Here is a 14,781-nt window from a genome sequence, read left to right as displayed (position 1 = left end):
GCGGTTCTTGCTGCTCATCGTGCGTGCCAGCGCTACCCCGAACTTTGTCCCTTCTTTGTCACTTCAACCCTACGCGTGACTGCCATGATGACCAGAGAGCAACGAAACGTTCACCGACAGTCAGAGGACCGAACCGCATGGCGAGCACCTGGCGATCTGATTGTTCGGCCGGACAGGGGCGTCTGGCAAGACGCAACTTCGAGTCACCCCGGCGGCCAGCACGGCCAACCCTGCTGGTCGCCGGGTATCCAACAGTTGTAGGACGTAGTTGGCTTGCGCACACCATGCGCCGTGCTCCGAACTTCCCGCCGTGACGCCCCCCGGTCACGTGTGGGCGGCGCGACGAGTTGATCCCCGGTGTTACTCGTCCGCCGACGCCGGGTTCGCGCGGGTGCTCCGCCCGCGCGAACCCGGTGGGTGTCGCTGGAGCCCTCTGCTGACAGCGAAGGACGCAGCTCGCGCACTCGACAACCACGGAAGTGACAGATGAACCACGCGAGTGAGTTGGTCGACCGCCTGACCGCTATCGGATTTTGTGTCTATCCGTTTCCGGTGGTCAACCGGTATCGCGGCCTGTCATTTTACAAGGTCACGCGGGACGGCTTCGTTGACTCCATATTTGTCGGCAATGACAACCTTGCGGTGGCATCTCGTCTGCGCAACCGATTCAATCGTCAGGACCCTTTCAATTCTGGTCCGCCGGTATGGTATCTCAATGATAGCTTCGAAAGAGTGGTGGCGGCGATTGAGGGCTTCTACTCCGATAGTGTAGAAGCAACTGATTCGCGCTTCGTGGAGTGTATTAGCGTTGCTTGACGACCTCATGTGCCGTTGTCGTGCGCTAACCTCACACAATTAATCGAGCGCGGTAGCCTCCCGCCCTTCGCAACAGACCTGTCCAACAATGCAAAAAGGGAGGTGTAGAGATATGCAACCGAGCTTGGTGATCAACGTCGCCGACCTGCCGGCCGTGCACGGGCGCTTTGACGCCGCGCAGGGCGACCCGTCCAAGGACGCGGGCGGTGACGGTCACGGCGACGCGGGCGGTGACGGTCTGAACATGCCCGAGTCGGAGTAGTTCACCGCAGGGGGGCGGGCTGGCCCAGCGTTGTGCTGGCCCGCCCTTCTGCCTATCAGAAGGAGAATGCCCATGGATCACCGGCTAGTGAGGGCTGTCGAGCAGGCCCTAGGCTGGAACGGACCTCAGCCGCTGGGGCGAGCGTTCGCGCGCGGCGCAATTGAGGACACGGAGCTGTGTTCGCGCCTGCTGACGCCCACCAAACTTCTCGACGCAATGATGCGGCGCAGCCTGGACGTCCCGCAACTCCGCTTGTTCAAGGGAGGGAAAGAGCTGCACCCTGATGCCTTCCTGATGGACGCGGTGACGCGCCGCGGGCAGAGCACCTCGATGGCGCACATGGACCGTGTCGGTCGCCTGATCAAGGATGGCTGCACTGTTGTGCTGGACTCGTTCGACGCGTTCGATCCGACGATGGAGGTCGCGTGTCGTGCCTTGCAGTGGTGGGCACACGAGCTGGTGCAGGTGAACACGTACCTCACCACCAACGACGCGGCGGGATTCAATCTCCACTGGGATGATCATGACGTTCTGATCATGCAACTCGGCGGTGAGAAGTCATGGGAGGTGCGTGGCGCCTCCCGTGAGGTGCCGATGTATCGCGACGCCGAGGCAAATCGCACGCCGAGCGAGGAGGTCGTCTGGTCAGGCACTATGCGGCAGGGCGACGTCATGCACATCCCCCGTGGGTACTGGCATCAGGCCACGCGAACCGACCGTGGAGCGGGGTACAGCCTGCACATCACGTTTGGGTTCGTCAATCGCACTGGGGTCGACTGGCTCACCTGGCTCGCGGACCAATCGCGTGAGGACCCGCTCTTTCGCACCGACCTTGACAAGTGGGGGACCGGAGCCGAGAAGGCTAAACAAACCGCCACTCTGAACTCGGCCATCCCTGAGTTGCTGGCGAAGTTCGAGCCGCGTGAGTTCCTGTGGCGCCGCTTGGCCAGCAGACCGCCCCATCGTCACGTGCGCACATTCGGCACCTTCGGTAGCGCCCGGGACGTCGTCTGTGTCACCGAGTTCCCACCGAGCATCGGGGTGGACAGCGACCGGATCGTGGTGCGCGCGGCTGGCAAGGAGATCGAACTCGCCAAGCCCGCCGAGGAAGCGACGCGTCTTCTGCTGTCGGGTGGCCCCGTCAATATCGCTGACGCCAGCCACATGACTGGGCTCGACATCAGCGAACTAGCTGAGGTGTTCTTGGACGCGGGGCTGTGCGGCGAACTCACCGACGAGTTGGCAAGCGGATACCGCGATCTGGTCTAGACCCGAATTCAGATCGGCCGAAGCTCGACCAGCAGGTCGTCCGCCGCCGCCTGCGCGGCCTCCGAAAACGGAGTCGACTCCCCGCGCTTGGCGGCGACGCGGACTGCATTGGCACACTGGAGCAGTTGCGCGAGTTTGCCGGATCGGGTGTTCATGTCGCCTGCGAACTCGCGCCGCACCCGCTCCGCCAGATCTTTGTCCGTTAGGGACGCCTGCCACAGGCAAGCCGCATCGAGTCCCCTCGGACCTGCGCCCCAGTCCTCCCAGTCGAGTAGGTGACCGTCAGTCGTGAGGTTGCCCCAGTGGACATCTGTGTGTGAAGTCGCCCATTCGTCGACGTGGGTGTCTACGTCGCCGAACACCTCTGTAATCCGGCGCGTGAGGTGCTTCTGGCTCATCCCGACTCGTTCTGTGGCGTGCTTGCCGAGCGCTGTCAACGACGCCCGTAGCTCTTCCCACCAAGAGTCAGGCAGCGCGCGTGCTTCTTCGATAGCGCCGACCACTGGCGCCGTCACCAACTCCACCTCGTCGGCGCGCCAGACCACATCCCGACCTTGATCAACCCAGGTGGCACCCTGGAACCACTCGGGCTTCTTCACACCGCAGATCGTCGCGGCGGCTTCGAGGCCCACCCACACGGCGCTGTTGATCCGAAGGCGCCCACGGCGTTCAATGCGGACCCAGGTCTCTCCGGCCGTGCGGAACCCCTCGGTTGCACCGTAGATCCCGTGTACGACCGACGATCGGTCAAGGACGACATCGAGCGTCCGCTCGACTCGATCTAGGACATCCCCATGGGGGTTAACTCGCACGTCAAACACGGGATTGGGTTCAAAGGCGGTCGGTTGGGCGAGGCTCACGGGAGTACCCTTCGAGGTCGACTGGCGCCGCCCTGCATCATGCACTATCAGCGTTCATAGGATCACAACGGGTACGACGTCCGTGCAACCGTCGTCGTGCGCTTCGCGCAATCAAGTTACGCTCACGGTATGACCGCCGTGGTGAAGATCAACGCCATCGAAGTGCCCGAGGGCGCGGGCCCTGAACTCGAACAGCGCTTCGCTCAGCGTCTTGGGGCGGTGGAGTCGGCTCCCGGATTCCTCGGCTTCGAGTTGCTACGCCCGACGGCTGGTGAGACGCGCTACTACGTGTACACACGATGGGCCAGCGAGGCGGACTTCCAGGCGTGGGCCAACGGTCCCGCCAGAGAAGCGCACGGCGGGGAGCGATCCAGGCCGGTAGCTACCGGGTCCTCACTGCTTGAGTTCGATGTGGTGCAGAGCACACTTCCGACCTCTGAAGCTTCCGGATGAGCACAGGTCAGACCGTTTTCCCAGGTCAGCAGGTATTGCCTACAGGACACATCTGCTGGGAGACCGAGGAGCACTTCCAAGCGTGGCTCACGGGCTCCGCCAAGGAGGCGCACTCCGGCGAGCGGGCCAAGCCCGTCGGCACCGGATCCGACCTGCTCGAGTTCGAGATCGTCCAGTCCACCGGCCCGAAGGCGTGACGGAGGCGGACCTGGACCGCGCGGCCGAGCTGCTCCGCGCGGCCGACGCGGTCCTGGTCTGCGCGGGCGCGGGCATGGGGGTGGACTCGGGGCTGCCGGACTTCCGCGGTACCGAGGGCTTCTGGCGCGCGTACCCGCCGTACGAGAGGTTGGGGATCGAGTTCGAGGAGCTGGCCGACCCGGTCCACTTCGCCGAGGACCCGGACCTGGCCTGGGGTTTCTACGGCCACCGGCTGCGGCTCTACCGGGACACGGTGCCGCACGCGGGGTTCGCGGTGCTGCGGTCGTGGGGCGCGCGGGTCTTCACGTCCAATGTGGATGGACAGTTCCAGGAGGCCGGGTTCGAGCACACCGCCGAGGTGCACGGCTCCATCCACCACCTCCAGTGCACGGGCCCGTGCGGCAGCGCGGTGTGGGCGGCGGACGTGGAGGTCGAGGTCGACCCGCTGACCATGCGGGCCAGGGGAGACCTCCCCGAGTGCGCGCGGTGCGGCGCGCTGGCCCGGCCCAACATCCTGATGTTCGGCGACCGGACCTGGGTCCCGGACCGCAGCCAGGCGGCCCTGGACGAGCTGACGACCTGGCGGCGCGGGCTGGCCGGGAAGAACCTCGTGGTCGTGGAAATCGGTGCGGGCCAGGCGGTCCCGACGGTCCGCAGGCAGGCCGAACTCGCCAGCGCCGCCTCGGGCGGGCTGATCCGGATCAACCCCCGGGAGGCGGAGGTCCGGCACGGACGGGGGATCTCCCTGCCGATGGGGGCGCTGGCGGCGTTGGAAGAACTCCAGTCGCGGCTCTAGCGCCTAGGCGGTGCGTGAGCGGATCGCGCCGCGCAGGAACCAGGTGGTGAGCACGCTGCTCACCCCGGTCAGGGCGATTGCCACCTCGATCGGGAGGAACTCCGCGAACCCGCCGAAGACCAGTGGTCCGACGCCCTGGATGGTCATGGTGGCGGTGTTGAGCAGCGCGAAGCCCTGTCCCTGGAGGTCGGCCGGAACCGCCTCCAGGTAGCGCCGCTGGAGGCCGAGCAGGTACGCCGACCCGAAGCCGGTGATCGCGTACGCCGCGACGACCACCGCGTGCGGTGGGTTCAGCAGGATCGCGATCGGCGGCGCGCCCATCACCAGCAGCAGCGGTAGGACCAGCCGTTCCCGGGTGGCGGGTGGGAACGCCCGACCGATCACGATGTCGCCGACGAGCATGCCCGCCGAGGTGGTCGCCAGCAGGACGCTGGTCTCCGCCGGGTCGAACGCGCGACGCGCGGCGTACGGGATGAGCAGGCTCCCCGCCGCAGCGAGGTAGGCGGCGGGCAGGCACTGGGCCAGGATCAGCTTGGCCACCCCCGGGGCGGCGACGAGTTCGGCGTTGCCCCGCAGGGTCTTGCGCACGATCGACCCGGCGGGCCCGTCCGCGCGGACAGCCTCGGTGCGCGCCAGGTATCGGTAGCAGATCACCGCGGCGAGCAGGTGCGCCACCGCGGTGACGAACATCGTCCACTCGACCCCCAGCCAAGCGACCAGCGCGCCACCCGCCGCCATGCCCGCCATCTGCGCCCCGACCGCGACCAGGTAGGACAGCGAACGCCCGAGCACGTACGCGTCGCCGGTGAGCACGTCCGCCAAGACCCGGGCAGCGGCGCCGGAGGTGATCGGCGTCAGGCAGGCCACGGCCGCGACGAGGAGCAGGCTGACCGCGACCGGCAGGTGCGCGAACGCGAGCACCAGTCCGACCGCGCACTGGAACGCGTAGCCCGCGGCGATCAGGGTGCGTGGCGCGAACCGGTCGGCCATCGCGGCGAGGAACAGCCCGCCCGCGGCCTGCGGCAGGAAGCCGATCGTGATCGCCAGCGCCGCCAGCAGCGGCGAGCGGGTCTGGTCGAACACCAGCACCGCGAGCGCGACGGACCGCAGCGTGTCCGACCCGATGCCCAGCAACCGACCCGCGAAGATGGCGCGGAACTGGGTGATCGCAAAGACTTGGCCGTAGGTCGCCTTGGCCGTGAACGCGGTATCCATGGCCCCGGCTCCGCCGGGGCGGCGAGATCGCCTTTCAGCCGATCTCTTCCCTCCCGGTTCCCTCGGCCCGAGGGGCCGAGTGAACCGCTCAGTCCAGAGACCGGCGCGATCTCGCGGGGTGCGCCTCCTCGATGCCACCGTCCCACCCTGCCCAGGTCCCGACGGCAGGATCAACCGGGTTTCAGACCAGCAGGTCCAGCTCGCCGGTGGCGGTGTCGAGGATGGCGACCTGGCGGGCGCGGGCCTGGATCGGGCGGACCGGGAACAGCGTGCTGAAGCCGCTGACGATCTGCGCGTCGGTGGCCCGCTGGAGCAGCGTGCAGTGCGGCACCCACGAGCCCGGCACGTAATAGCTGTTGGGGTTGCGGACCTTCCCCGCCAAGACGTCGTGCACCGCGGAGTGCACGGCCAGCAGCTCGCCGTCGGTCACCGCCGCCAGCATGAGCACGTTCTCGCTGGTGGAGAACGTGGAGAGGGACTGCAACCACAGCGCGGGGATGGACAGCACGCGGAGGTCGGACTTCAGCGCCGCGCGGGTCTTCTGCGGGATGTCCGAGGCCACCGCGAAGGTGACGTGCGGGGGGAAGCGGTCTGCGGGTGGCAGGCCTGCTTCGGCGAGGGTGGACCACAACCCGCGCACTGCCGTGTCGGCCTTGTCGTCGAAGAGGACCACTACGGCGTGTGCCATGCGGTGGAGGCTACCGGCTGAGCAGGCGGAGCCAGTCGGAGATCTCCAGCCGGCCCGGGGTGGAACGGGCCGGGGAGAGCAGCTGCGCCGCTTTGGCCGCCTCGCTGCCGTCGGTGGGGTCAGTCGGGCGAACCAGGGCGGGCCAGGTGCTGGAGCCGATGAGGTGCCGCTCGTCGGCGGCGCGGCAGGCGTAGCACGGGTCGTGGGGGAGCGCGGCGGAGAAGTCGCGGGCCGCGGTGGCCGTGCGGTCGCCGAACACGCCGTCGGGGGCGACCGGGTAGCCGCGGTCGCGGAGCAGGTGCTGAGCTGCCGCCACGAGTGGGCCGGAGTCGCCCGGGGCCAGCAGGGGCAGGACTTCCGGTTGGACGACGGGTTGGCTCAGCTGCGCGCCCACGGCGTCCCGCAGCTCGGGCAACCGTCCGTAGAGGACAGTCCCCGGGCACTCGGTGGCGTTGAAGTCCCGGTGCCCCCGGATCTCCGACGCCGGGATCTCGTACCGCCGCGCGATGTGGGTCACGAGTCCGACCAGCGAGTCCCACAGCGCCACCGGCACGTCCACACCGGTGTACGTGCCCTCGTTCTCGATCCCGATGACCTCGCTGTTGTGGTCGGCCACGTTCGCCCCGAGCACGTGCTGGTGCCCGTTGATCAGCGCCTCGACGCTGCGCCTGCGGCCCTCCACGGCGTGCCCGCCGCGCGTGTTGGTCAGCTGCTGCCCGCTGTCGATCCAGCCGCGCGCGTCCATGTGGAAGTTCTGGATCGAGCGGGCCAGCTCGAAGGCGTGCTCGCGCGAGGTGTCGTCGGTGTTCGGGCCCGCGGTGTGGTGCACGACGATGAACGACGGCCTGCGGTCGAGCATCGTGGTGGGCTCCGACGGTTGCCGCGCGCCCCACTCGTCACAGGTGGCGATCACCGGGTCGCCCGCTTCGGCGACCGCCGGTGTGCCGAGGGCGGGCAGGGCGGTGACGGCGAGTCCGGTCCTCAGCAGGGCTCGACGGGAGACGGTCATGGCCGACGGTAGGCACCCCGTCGCCGGACCGGCAACGCCAGATCAACGATCGGGTGATCAGTGCTCGCCCGGCAACGCGAATCGACCGTCCGCCGTCTGCTCGACCAACCCGTCGGTCAGCAGCGAGTGCAGGCACCGGTCGCGCTGGCCCGCGTCCGACCACACCAGGTCCAGGGTGGACTTGCGGGCGGGTTCGCTGGTGCCGCGCAGCACGTCGAGCAGCAGCCCGCGCACCTGCCGGTCGGTGCCCGCGAACTTCTGGACCGGTTTGGCCGGGCCCGCGTAGGCGGGCCGCCCGGCGTGCTGCCACGCGCAGTCGGCGAACACCGGGCAGTCCACGCAGCGCGGGGTGCGCGCGGTGCAGATCAGCGCGCCCAGCTCCATGAGCGCCGCAGAGGCCGTCGCGGCGGTGGCCGGGTCTTGCGGCAACAGCGCCTCGGTGTCGTTGAGGTCGCGGGTTGTCGACGGCGGTCCTGCGTCCCCCGCGCCGTGCACGGCTCGCGCCACGACCCGGCGGACGTTGGTGTCCACGACCGGGCACCGCTGCCCGTAGGCGAACGCGGCGACCGCGCGGGCGGTGTAGGCGCCGATACCGGGCAGGCCCAGCAGGGTGTCGATGTCCGACGGCACCACGTCCCCGTGGTGCTCGGCGATCGCCGCCGCCGCGGCGTGCAACCGCAGCGCGCGGCGCGGGTAGCCGAGCTTCCCCCAGGCCCGCACGACCTCACCCTGGGTCTCCGCGGCCAGTGCGGACGGGACGGGCCATCGGTCCATCCACTCGCGCCAGATCGGCTCGACCCGGGCGACCGGGGTCTGCTGGAGCATGATCTCGCTGACCAGGACTCCCCACCCGGTGGTCTCCGGTTCCCGCCACGGCAGGTCCCTGGCGTGGTCGGCGTACCAGTCGAGCAGGGAGTCGATCACCGGAGAAGTCTAGCGGCGGCTCTCGTCAACGCGGCTGACCCCGCCACGGTGGCCCGCATGCCAGGTCGGGAACGGTGCCGGGTGGGGATGAGGGGGCGGAAATGTCTCAGTGCACCTCGGTCAGCGCTGCGGTCTGCACGTCGTAGACGAAGCCGCGCACGTTGTCGGTGTACGGGATGAACGGGCTGCGCCGCACGCGCTCCAAGGACTGCTTGACGCTGTCCTTCACCTCGCGGAACGCCTCCACGGCCCAGGTCGGCTTCAACCCCGTGTCCTTGGCCAGGTCGTCGCGGAACTCGTCGTCGGTGAAGGTGGCCATGCCGCAGGAGGTGTGCTGCATGACGATCACCTCGCGGGTGCCGAGCTTGCGCTGGCTGATCGCCAGCGACCGGATCACGTCGTCGGTGACGATGCCGCCCGCGTTGCGCAGGATGTGCACCTCGCCGTGCACGAGGCCGAACACGTCGAACACCTTGATCCGGGCGTCCATGCAGGTCACCACGGTCAGGTGCAGGCTGGGCAGCGGGGTTGGGACCTCCGGTGCGCCGTGGTCGGGGCCGTCCTCGTGGCGCTGGAGGAGTACATCGATGGCGGTCACCCTGGGCCTCCGCGGGTTGTGCTGGCGGAATCGGACATACCTGGCCGCCCATTGGACCCCGCTTCCCAGTTGCCAGACAAGAGCCCTTTAACGAACCTCACTCGTCGTACTCCCGGACGGTTGGAGAACGCCCGATCGGGGTACGTGTTACGGCCGGTTCCGCGCCACGGCGGGGTTACCGTCTCTCGGATGATCGATCCCAACGAGCCCCTGACCCGAGGGGTCTACCTGCGTCGACGGATCGTCGCGGTGCTCGCCGTCGTGGGCGGCGTGGTGGTGCTGAGCTGGGTCATCACCGGGCTGCTCGGGCACGACGAGGGACTGCCCGGCCGCAATGCCGCGGTGCAGGTGCACTCCAGCGCGCCACCCACGCCGTCGACCGGCCCGACGGCGTCGAGTTCGTCCACCGCGCCGCCCACGCAGCCGACCAGCCCGGTGCCGACGTCCAGCGCGCCCCCGCCCGCACCCGCACCGCCGCCCCCGCCGCCACCGGACCCGAACCTGCCGTGCCCGGACCAGGTGGTCGCGGTGACCGCCGAGATGGAGCCGGTCGAGTTCCGCGCGGGGGTCCGCCCGCAGCTGCGGTTGGTCGTGGTCAACACCGGCGCGGTGCCGTGCACCCGGGACCTCGGCCGCGCCCAGCGCGAGTTGGTGATCAGCGGCGGTGGCGCGCGGCTGTGGTCGAGCAACGACTGCGTGCGCACCGAAGGCAGCGAGCCCACGATCCTGGTGCCGGGGCAGCGGCAGGTCTTCGACGTGCGCTGGGCGGGTCGCACGTCCGCGCCGGGCTGCCCCACGCAGCGCAGCACCGTGCAGGCGGGCGACTACGTGCTCACCCCCCGGCTGGGCGGGTTGAGCGGTCCAGGGGTGGCGTTCGCGGTCCGGCCGTGATCAGGGGCCGAACCAGCGCTCCTCGGCGGTGCGCGGCGGCGCGGCGGTCGCGCCGGGCACGAACTCCGTGTCCAGGGTGATCTCGCGCGGCCGGGTCGGGTCGGGCGAGGCGAGTAACAACTTCCCGGCGGCCCGGCCCTTCTCCAGCACCGGCTGCCGCACGGTGGTCAGCCCGACCCGCTCGGCGTCGGCGATGCCGTCGAACCCGGTGACGGTCAGGTCCTGCGGCACCCGCAGGCCGCGGCGCCGGGCCTCGGCGAGCGCGCCGAGCGCGAGGATGTCAGAGGTGCAGACGAGGGCGGTGACGTGCGGGTCGGCGTCGAGCAGCTGCGCGGCGGCGGACGCGCCGCTGGCCACGCTGTGGTCGAAGCGCTCCACCACCGGCACCCGCGACCAGTCCACGCCGACCCCGCCGAACGCGTCGGCCAGGCCGGCGAGCCGGGCGCGCTGCACGTGGAAGTGCGCGCTGTCGGCCCGCTCGACGGTGACGAACCCGTCGTTGCGGTCGCGGGCGAGGCGCATGCAGATCACCCCGACGCGGCGGTGGCCCAGGGCGATCAGCCTGCCCGCCAGCGCGGTGATCGCACCCCGGTCGTCGATGCCGACCCGGTCGACGCCGTCCACGCGGGGCTGGTCGGCCACCACGGTCGGCACCGGTCGGGACAGCACGGCGGCCAGGTGCGGGTCGTCGTCAGGCACGGAATAGACCACGAAGCCGTCCACGCCCGCGCGGTGCACGGAGGCGACGTCCTCGCGCTCGGGGTTGACCGGGACCAGGTGCAGCCCCTGGCCCGCGCCCTCGCAGGCCAGGGCCAACCCCTCGAGGAAACCGAGCGCGGCCGGGTCCCGGAAGGCGTACGACAGGTTCTCGGTGAGCAGCAGCCCGACCGCGCCCGCCTTGCGGGTCCGCAGCGAGCGCGCCACCGGGTCGGGGCCGGGGTAGCCCAGCCGCCGGGCAGTCTCCAGCACCCGCCTGCGCAGCTCGGGGGAGAGCTGGTCAGGCCGGTTGTAGGCGTTGGAGACCGTGGTCCGGGAGACCCCCAGTTCCGCTGCCAGCGACGCGAGGGTTGCCGGGCGTCGCACATGTGTAGACCGCGCCATGGATTGACCGTAACGGTTCAGAACCAATTGCAGAAGCCCGGACGACCGCGCTCGCCCGGGGCGGGTGCGGTGGCCAGTCTCACTCGGTTGGGTTACAGAGACCCCCGTCCGTGTCGTAAGCTGAAACCGACAACGGTTTCCATTCTCGGCTCGCGACCCCTCGCGACGCAGGCGATGGCGCCGCCACCTCCCGAACGGATCCCCCCAAGACCCACAGGAGCGCATGATGATCTCCCGCACGTCCCGTCCACACCGGTCGGTCGCCACCGTGGCCGGTCTCGCCGCGCTGACCCTCGTCACCGGCACGGCGTGTGGCGACTCACAGGCGGGCGGGACCGCCGCGACCGGCGGGAAGGTCCCGGTCGTGGCCTCCACGAACGTGTGGGCGAGCGTCGCCCAGGCGATCGGCGGCGACGCGGTGGTGGTCAACGCGATCCTCAGCGACCCGGGCGCGGACCCGCACGGTTACGAGGCGAAACCGGCTGACGCCACCGCGTTCGCGGGCGCCGAGGTGGTCGTGTCCAACGGGGGCGGCTACGACGACTTCATCACCGGGCTCGCCGAGGGGGTCGACGCCCGCAAGGTCGTCGCCTACGAGCTGGTGCAGAGCCCGAACCCCGGCGCGAGCGCGGAACCGGCGCCCGCCGACGCGCACGGCCACGCGCACGGCGAGGTCAACGAGCACGTTTGGTACGACTTGGACACCGTCCACAAGGTCGCCGACAAGCTGGCCGGCGAGCTGAGCGCGGTCGCGCCGGAGCACGCGGAGTCCTTCCGCGTCAACGCCGCCACCTTCGACAAGGCCATCGAGGACCTGGCCGCCCGCGCGGAGGCGATCGGCCGGTCCAAGCCGGGGGCGAAGGTGCTGGCCACCGAACCGGTCGCGGCGTACCTGCTGAGCACCGCCGGGCTGACCGACGCCACACCGCACGAGTTCACCGAGGCCATCGAGGAGGAGTCGGACCCGTCGGCCGCCGCGGTCGCCGAGACCGAGGCGCTGGTCGACGGCAAGCAGGTCGTGGCGGTCGTCTACAACAGCCAGACCGAGACCCCGGTGACCATGCGGCTCAAGGAGAAGGCCGCCGCGGCGGGGATCCCGATCGTTGGTGTGACCGAGACGCTGCCACAGGGCGTGACCGGATACGTTGACTGGATGACCAAGCAGGTCGACGCCCTCGCGGCGGCCGTGGCGGCGGCATGACCGACCCGAACCTCCCGGACGGCGCGCGCGCCGTCGCGCTGTCCGCGGCCCGACTCGCCTACGGCGACCGGGTGCTGTGGGACGGACTGGACCTCGACGTGGCGCCGGGGGAGTTCGTCGCCGTGCTGGGGCCCAACGGTTCCGGCAAGACGAGCCTGATGCGCGTCCTGCTCGGACTCCAGAAGCTGACCTCGGGCACCGTCCGGATCGCGGGGTCGCCGCCGGGGCGGGGCAACCGCGCGGTCGGGTACATCCCGCAACAGCGCGCCCTCGACCCGACCGTGGCCGTGCGCGGTCGAGACCTCGTCGGGCTCGGTTTCGACGGCCACCGCTGGGGCCTGGGCCTCGGCGGGATGCGGGAACGCCGCCGCCGGGTGGACACCGCGCTGGCGGCGGTGGGCGCCACGGCGTACGCGGACCGGCCGGTGGGACTCCTCTCCGGCGGCGAGCAGCAGCGGCTGCGGGTGGCCCAGGCGCTCGTCGGCGACCCGCGGGTGCTGCTGTGCGACGAACCGCTGCTGTCCCTGGACCTGGCCCACCAGCGCGCGGTCAGCACGTTGATCGACGAGCGCCGCAGGGCCACCGGCGCGGCGGTGCTGTTCGTGACGCACGAGATCAACCCGGTGCTGCCCCTGGTGGACCGGATCCTGTACCTCGTGGACGGCCGGTTCCGCGTCGGCACACCGGAAGAGGTCATGACCTCGGAGACCCTGTCGTCGCTGTACCGCACGGACATCGCGGTGGTCCGCGTGCACGGCCAGATCCACGTGGTCGGCGCGCACGGGCACCTGAGCGACCTGTGCGAGGACAATCCGCACCACCACCTGGCGGACCACTGATGGACAAGCTGTTCGACGTCGACCTGACCCTCAAGCTGCTGGGGTTGCCGTTCGTCCTGACGGCACTGCTCGCGGCCGCGATCCTGGGCCTGCTGGCGGGGGTGCTCGGGCCGCTGATCGTCAGCCGCAACATGGCGTTCTCGGTGCACGGCACCAGCGAACTCGCCCTCACCGGCGGCGCGGCCGCGCTGCTGCTGGGCTGGGACGTCGGCCAGGGCGCGCTGGCCGGGGCGATCGTCGCGGCGCTGGTGCTGGGGCTGCTGTCGCGGCGGAGTTCGGACTACGACTCGGTGATCGGCGTGGTGCTCGCGTTCGGGCTCGGCCTCGGCGTGCTGATGCTGTGGCTCTACAAGGGGCGGGCGTCGAACAAGTTCGGGTTGCTGACGGGGCAGATCGTGGGGCAGGACTTCGCGGGCATCGCGCTGCTGTCCGGGTGCGCGGTGGTCGTCCTGGTGCTGCTGGCCCTGCTGTACCGGCCGCTGCTGTTCGCCAGCGTCGACCCGGAGGTGGCGCGGGCCAGGGGCGTCCCGACCACGGCGTTGGCCCTGGTGTTCGCGGTGATGGTGGGCGCGGCGACGGCGCTGGGTGTGCGGACCGTGGGGTCGCTGCTGGTGCTGGCGTTGATGGTCACCCCGGCGGCGGCGGCGTGCCGGGTGACGGCGAGCCCGCTGAAGGCGACCGTCCTGGCGGTGGTGTTCGCGGAGGTGTCGGCGGTCGGCGGGATCGTGCTGTCGCTGGCGCCGGGGGCACCGGTGTCGGCGTTCGTCACGGCGATCTCGTTCCTGATCTACCTGGTGTGCTGGGTGGTTTCCCGCTCACGGGGGCGAGTCCGCGCCTGATCGGGTGAAGCTCCGGCGCCCTGGGGCTGGTTCGCGCCGGAACTGTCGGTTCCGCTGCCGACCATGGCCGTACTCCACTTTGAGAGGACGGCCATGGTTGCTCTGCCCGCGTTCCCCGCTCGTCGTGATGTGTTGGGGATGACGAAGACCCTGCTCGAACTGCGCGAGGGCGACCCGCTCACGGTGCTGTTCAGAACACCCCGGCACGGGCCCTTTCTGTTTGATGGCTGGGCGATCCGCTCGCCCGCGGTCGGCGCGTTCATGGTCGGCTCGCTGTTCATCGAGTCCGGTTGCAAGCCGGACAGATCCGTCCAGGCGCTGGAGCCGGGTGTCGTGCTGGCCGAGGAAGTGGACGAGGTCGCGACTGGCGTTCCACTTGAGCACGGTGATCTGGTGAAGGCGACTTCTCAGCGATATCCGCACGGCCGCTTCACGATCACCGGTTTGGTTGTCGCCACAGTCGACAACCAGACCCTGACCCTGGGCTCGTGGTTCCTCCGCTCCCGTGGCAGACCGGGGGTCGCGCTGCGCCACCTCACCCCGCTCGCCGTGTCGCACCGGGTGCCCGTTCCGGCGCGGATCGAGTGGGTGGCCGCGGCTGCCTAGCCCCAATGCCGGTCGGTTAGGTCATGGCGGGGCTGTAGCCTGCGGTGGTGGATCTTGGGTTGGGTGTGCGCGAGGGCGGCGGTCTGGCCGACCGAGCTGCGGTTGGTGTGCTGACTCGGATGTTTCCGGTGGAGTTGGTCGATCGGGTCATTGACCAGTATTGGCGTCGGGAACAGCGGACCCGCGCATTGCCTGCTCGGTTGGTCTTCTATTTCA

Annotated in this window: 19 protein-coding genes; 12 read left to right on the top strand and 7 right to left on the bottom strand. The window is 69.9% G+C overall.

Annotated features, from left to right (window positions below):
- Positions 1-486: 486 nt before the first annotated feature.
- The 3 genes from CLV40_RS37535 (at position 487) to CLV40_RS31335 (ending at position 2,347) form a co-directional block, all read left to right on the top strand.
- Positions 487-816 (top strand): hypothetical protein, encoded by a 330-nt coding sequence (locus CLV40_RS37535; protein ID WP_146108314.1) that lies wholly within the window; start codon positions 487-489, stop codon positions 814-816.
- A 112-nt stretch (positions 817-928) separates the two neighbouring features.
- A complete protein-coding gene (locus tag CLV40_RS38480; protein ID WP_181043853.1) occupies positions 929-1,078 on the top strand; it encodes a hypothetical protein in 150 nt (49 codons plus the stop codon).
- Positions 1,079-1,150: 72 nt separating this feature from the next.
- Entirely contained in the window at positions 1,151-2,347 is a 1,197-nt protein-coding gene (locus CLV40_RS31335; protein ID WP_104482703.1) for a JmjC domain-containing protein, read from the top strand.
- An 8-nt stretch (positions 2,348-2,355) separates the two neighbouring features.
- On the opposite strand, the gene CLV40_RS31330 is transcribed toward CLV40_RS31335, so the two are convergent.
- Positions 2,356-3,207, bottom strand: coding sequence for a phosphotransferase (locus tag CLV40_RS31330; protein ID WP_104482624.1), 852 nt, complete (start codon positions 3,205-3,207; stop codon positions 2,356-2,358).
- A 129-nt stretch (positions 3,208-3,336) separates the two neighbouring features.
- Here CLV40_RS31330 and CLV40_RS31325 point away from each other — a divergent pair, with 129 nt between their 5' ends.
- From CLV40_RS31325 to CLV40_RS31315, 3 genes are read left to right on the top strand one after another with little or no spacing between them, the layout of a single operon-like run.
- Positions 3,337-3,660 carry an antibiotic biosynthesis monooxygenase family protein gene (locus CLV40_RS31325; protein WP_104482623.1) on the top strand — a complete coding sequence of 108 codons (324 nt, stop codon included), beginning with the start codon at positions 3,337-3,339 and terminating at the stop codon, positions 3,658-3,660.
- Between the two features lie 35 nt (positions 3,661-3,695).
- A complete protein-coding gene (locus tag CLV40_RS31320) occupies positions 3,696-3,857 on the top strand; it encodes an antibiotic biosynthesis monooxygenase family protein (protein WP_425428249.1) in 162 nt (53 codons plus the stop codon).
- A complete protein-coding gene (locus CLV40_RS31315) occupies positions 3,854-4,654 on the top strand; it encodes an SIR2 family NAD-dependent protein deacylase (RefSeq protein ID WP_245931681.1) in 801 nt (266 codons plus the stop codon). Before CLV40_RS31320 ends, CLV40_RS31315 begins: the two co-directional genes overlap by 4 nt.
- Before the next feature lie 3 nt (positions 4,655-4,657).
- On the opposite strand, the gene CLV40_RS31310 is transcribed toward CLV40_RS31315, so the two are convergent.
- The 5 genes from CLV40_RS31310 to CLV40_RS31290 form a co-directional block, all read right to left on the bottom strand.
- Positions 4,658-5,869: an MFS transporter gene (locus CLV40_RS31310; RefSeq protein ID WP_104482622.1), complete on the bottom strand. Its 1,212-nt coding sequence runs from the start codon at positions 5,867-5,869 to the stop codon at positions 4,658-4,660.
- A gap of 181 nt (positions 5,870-6,050) precedes the next feature.
- Complete coding sequence (locus CLV40_RS31305) at positions 6,051-6,557, bottom strand: 2'-5' RNA ligase family protein (RefSeq protein WP_104482621.1); 507 nt, start codon at positions 6,555-6,557, stop codon at positions 6,051-6,053.
- A 10-nt stretch (positions 6,558-6,567) separates the two neighbouring features.
- A complete protein-coding gene (locus tag CLV40_RS31300) occupies positions 6,568-7,566 on the bottom strand; it encodes a peptidoglycan recognition protein family protein (protein ID WP_104482620.1) in 999 nt (332 codons plus the stop codon).
- A 57-nt stretch (positions 7,567-7,623) separates the two neighbouring features.
- Positions 7,624-8,490, bottom strand: a complete 867-nt coding sequence (locus CLV40_RS31295; protein WP_104482619.1) for an HhH-GPD family protein — start codon at positions 8,488-8,490, stop codon at positions 7,624-7,626.
- A gap of 106 nt (positions 8,491-8,596) precedes the next feature.
- On the bottom strand, positions 8,597-9,088 hold the full coding sequence (locus tag CLV40_RS31290) for a beta-class carbonic anhydrase (protein WP_104482618.1): 492 nt from the start codon (positions 9,086-9,088) through the stop codon (positions 8,597-8,599).
- Between the two features lie 189 nt (positions 9,089-9,277).
- On the opposite strand from CLV40_RS31290, the gene CLV40_RS31285 reads away from it, so the two are divergent.
- Positions 9,278-9,979, top strand: coding sequence for a hypothetical protein (locus tag CLV40_RS31285; protein ID WP_104482617.1), 702 nt, complete (start codon positions 9,278-9,280; stop codon positions 9,977-9,979).
- On the opposite strand, the gene CLV40_RS31280 is transcribed toward CLV40_RS31285, so the two are convergent.
- A complete protein-coding gene (locus CLV40_RS31280; protein WP_104482616.1) occupies positions 9,980-11,080 on the bottom strand; it encodes a LacI family DNA-binding transcriptional regulator in 1,101 nt (366 codons plus the stop codon).
- A 226-nt stretch (positions 11,081-11,306) separates the two neighbouring features.
- On the opposite strand from CLV40_RS31280, the gene CLV40_RS31275 reads away from it, so the two are divergent.
- The 5 genes from CLV40_RS31275 to CLV40_RS40630 form a co-directional block, all read left to right on the top strand.
- Positions 11,307-12,281, top strand: a complete 975-nt coding sequence (locus CLV40_RS31275; RefSeq protein ID WP_104482701.1) for a metal ABC transporter solute-binding protein, Zn/Mn family — start codon at positions 11,307-11,309, stop codon at positions 12,279-12,281.
- Entirely contained in the window at positions 12,278-13,120 is an 843-nt protein-coding gene (locus CLV40_RS31270) for a metal ABC transporter ATP-binding protein (protein ID WP_104482615.1), read from the top strand. The genes CLV40_RS31275 and CLV40_RS31270 overlap by 4 nt, the downstream gene beginning before the upstream one ends.
- On the top strand, positions 13,120-13,959 hold the full coding sequence (locus CLV40_RS31265) for a metal ABC transporter permease (protein WP_104482614.1): 840 nt from the start codon (positions 13,120-13,122) through the stop codon (positions 13,957-13,959). Before CLV40_RS31270 ends, CLV40_RS31265 begins: the two co-directional genes overlap by 1 nt.
- A 63-nt stretch (positions 13,960-14,022) precedes the next feature.
- Complete coding sequence (locus CLV40_RS31260) at positions 14,023-14,565, top strand: hypothetical protein (protein WP_146108313.1); 543 nt, start codon at positions 14,023-14,025, stop codon at positions 14,563-14,565.
- Positions 14,566-14,609: 44 nt separating this feature from the next.
- Positions 14,610-14,781: transposase domain-containing protein (locus CLV40_RS40630; protein ID WP_342752298.1), on the top strand; the 172-nt coding region annotated here is incomplete at its 3' end.

This window comes from Actinokineospora auranticolor (assembly GCF_002934265.1).
In the GTDB taxonomy this organism is placed as follows: domain Bacteria; phylum Actinomycetota; class Actinomycetes; order Mycobacteriales; family Pseudonocardiaceae; genus Actinokineospora; species Actinokineospora auranticolor.
This window is presented reverse-complemented; position numbering and strand designations above follow the sequence as displayed.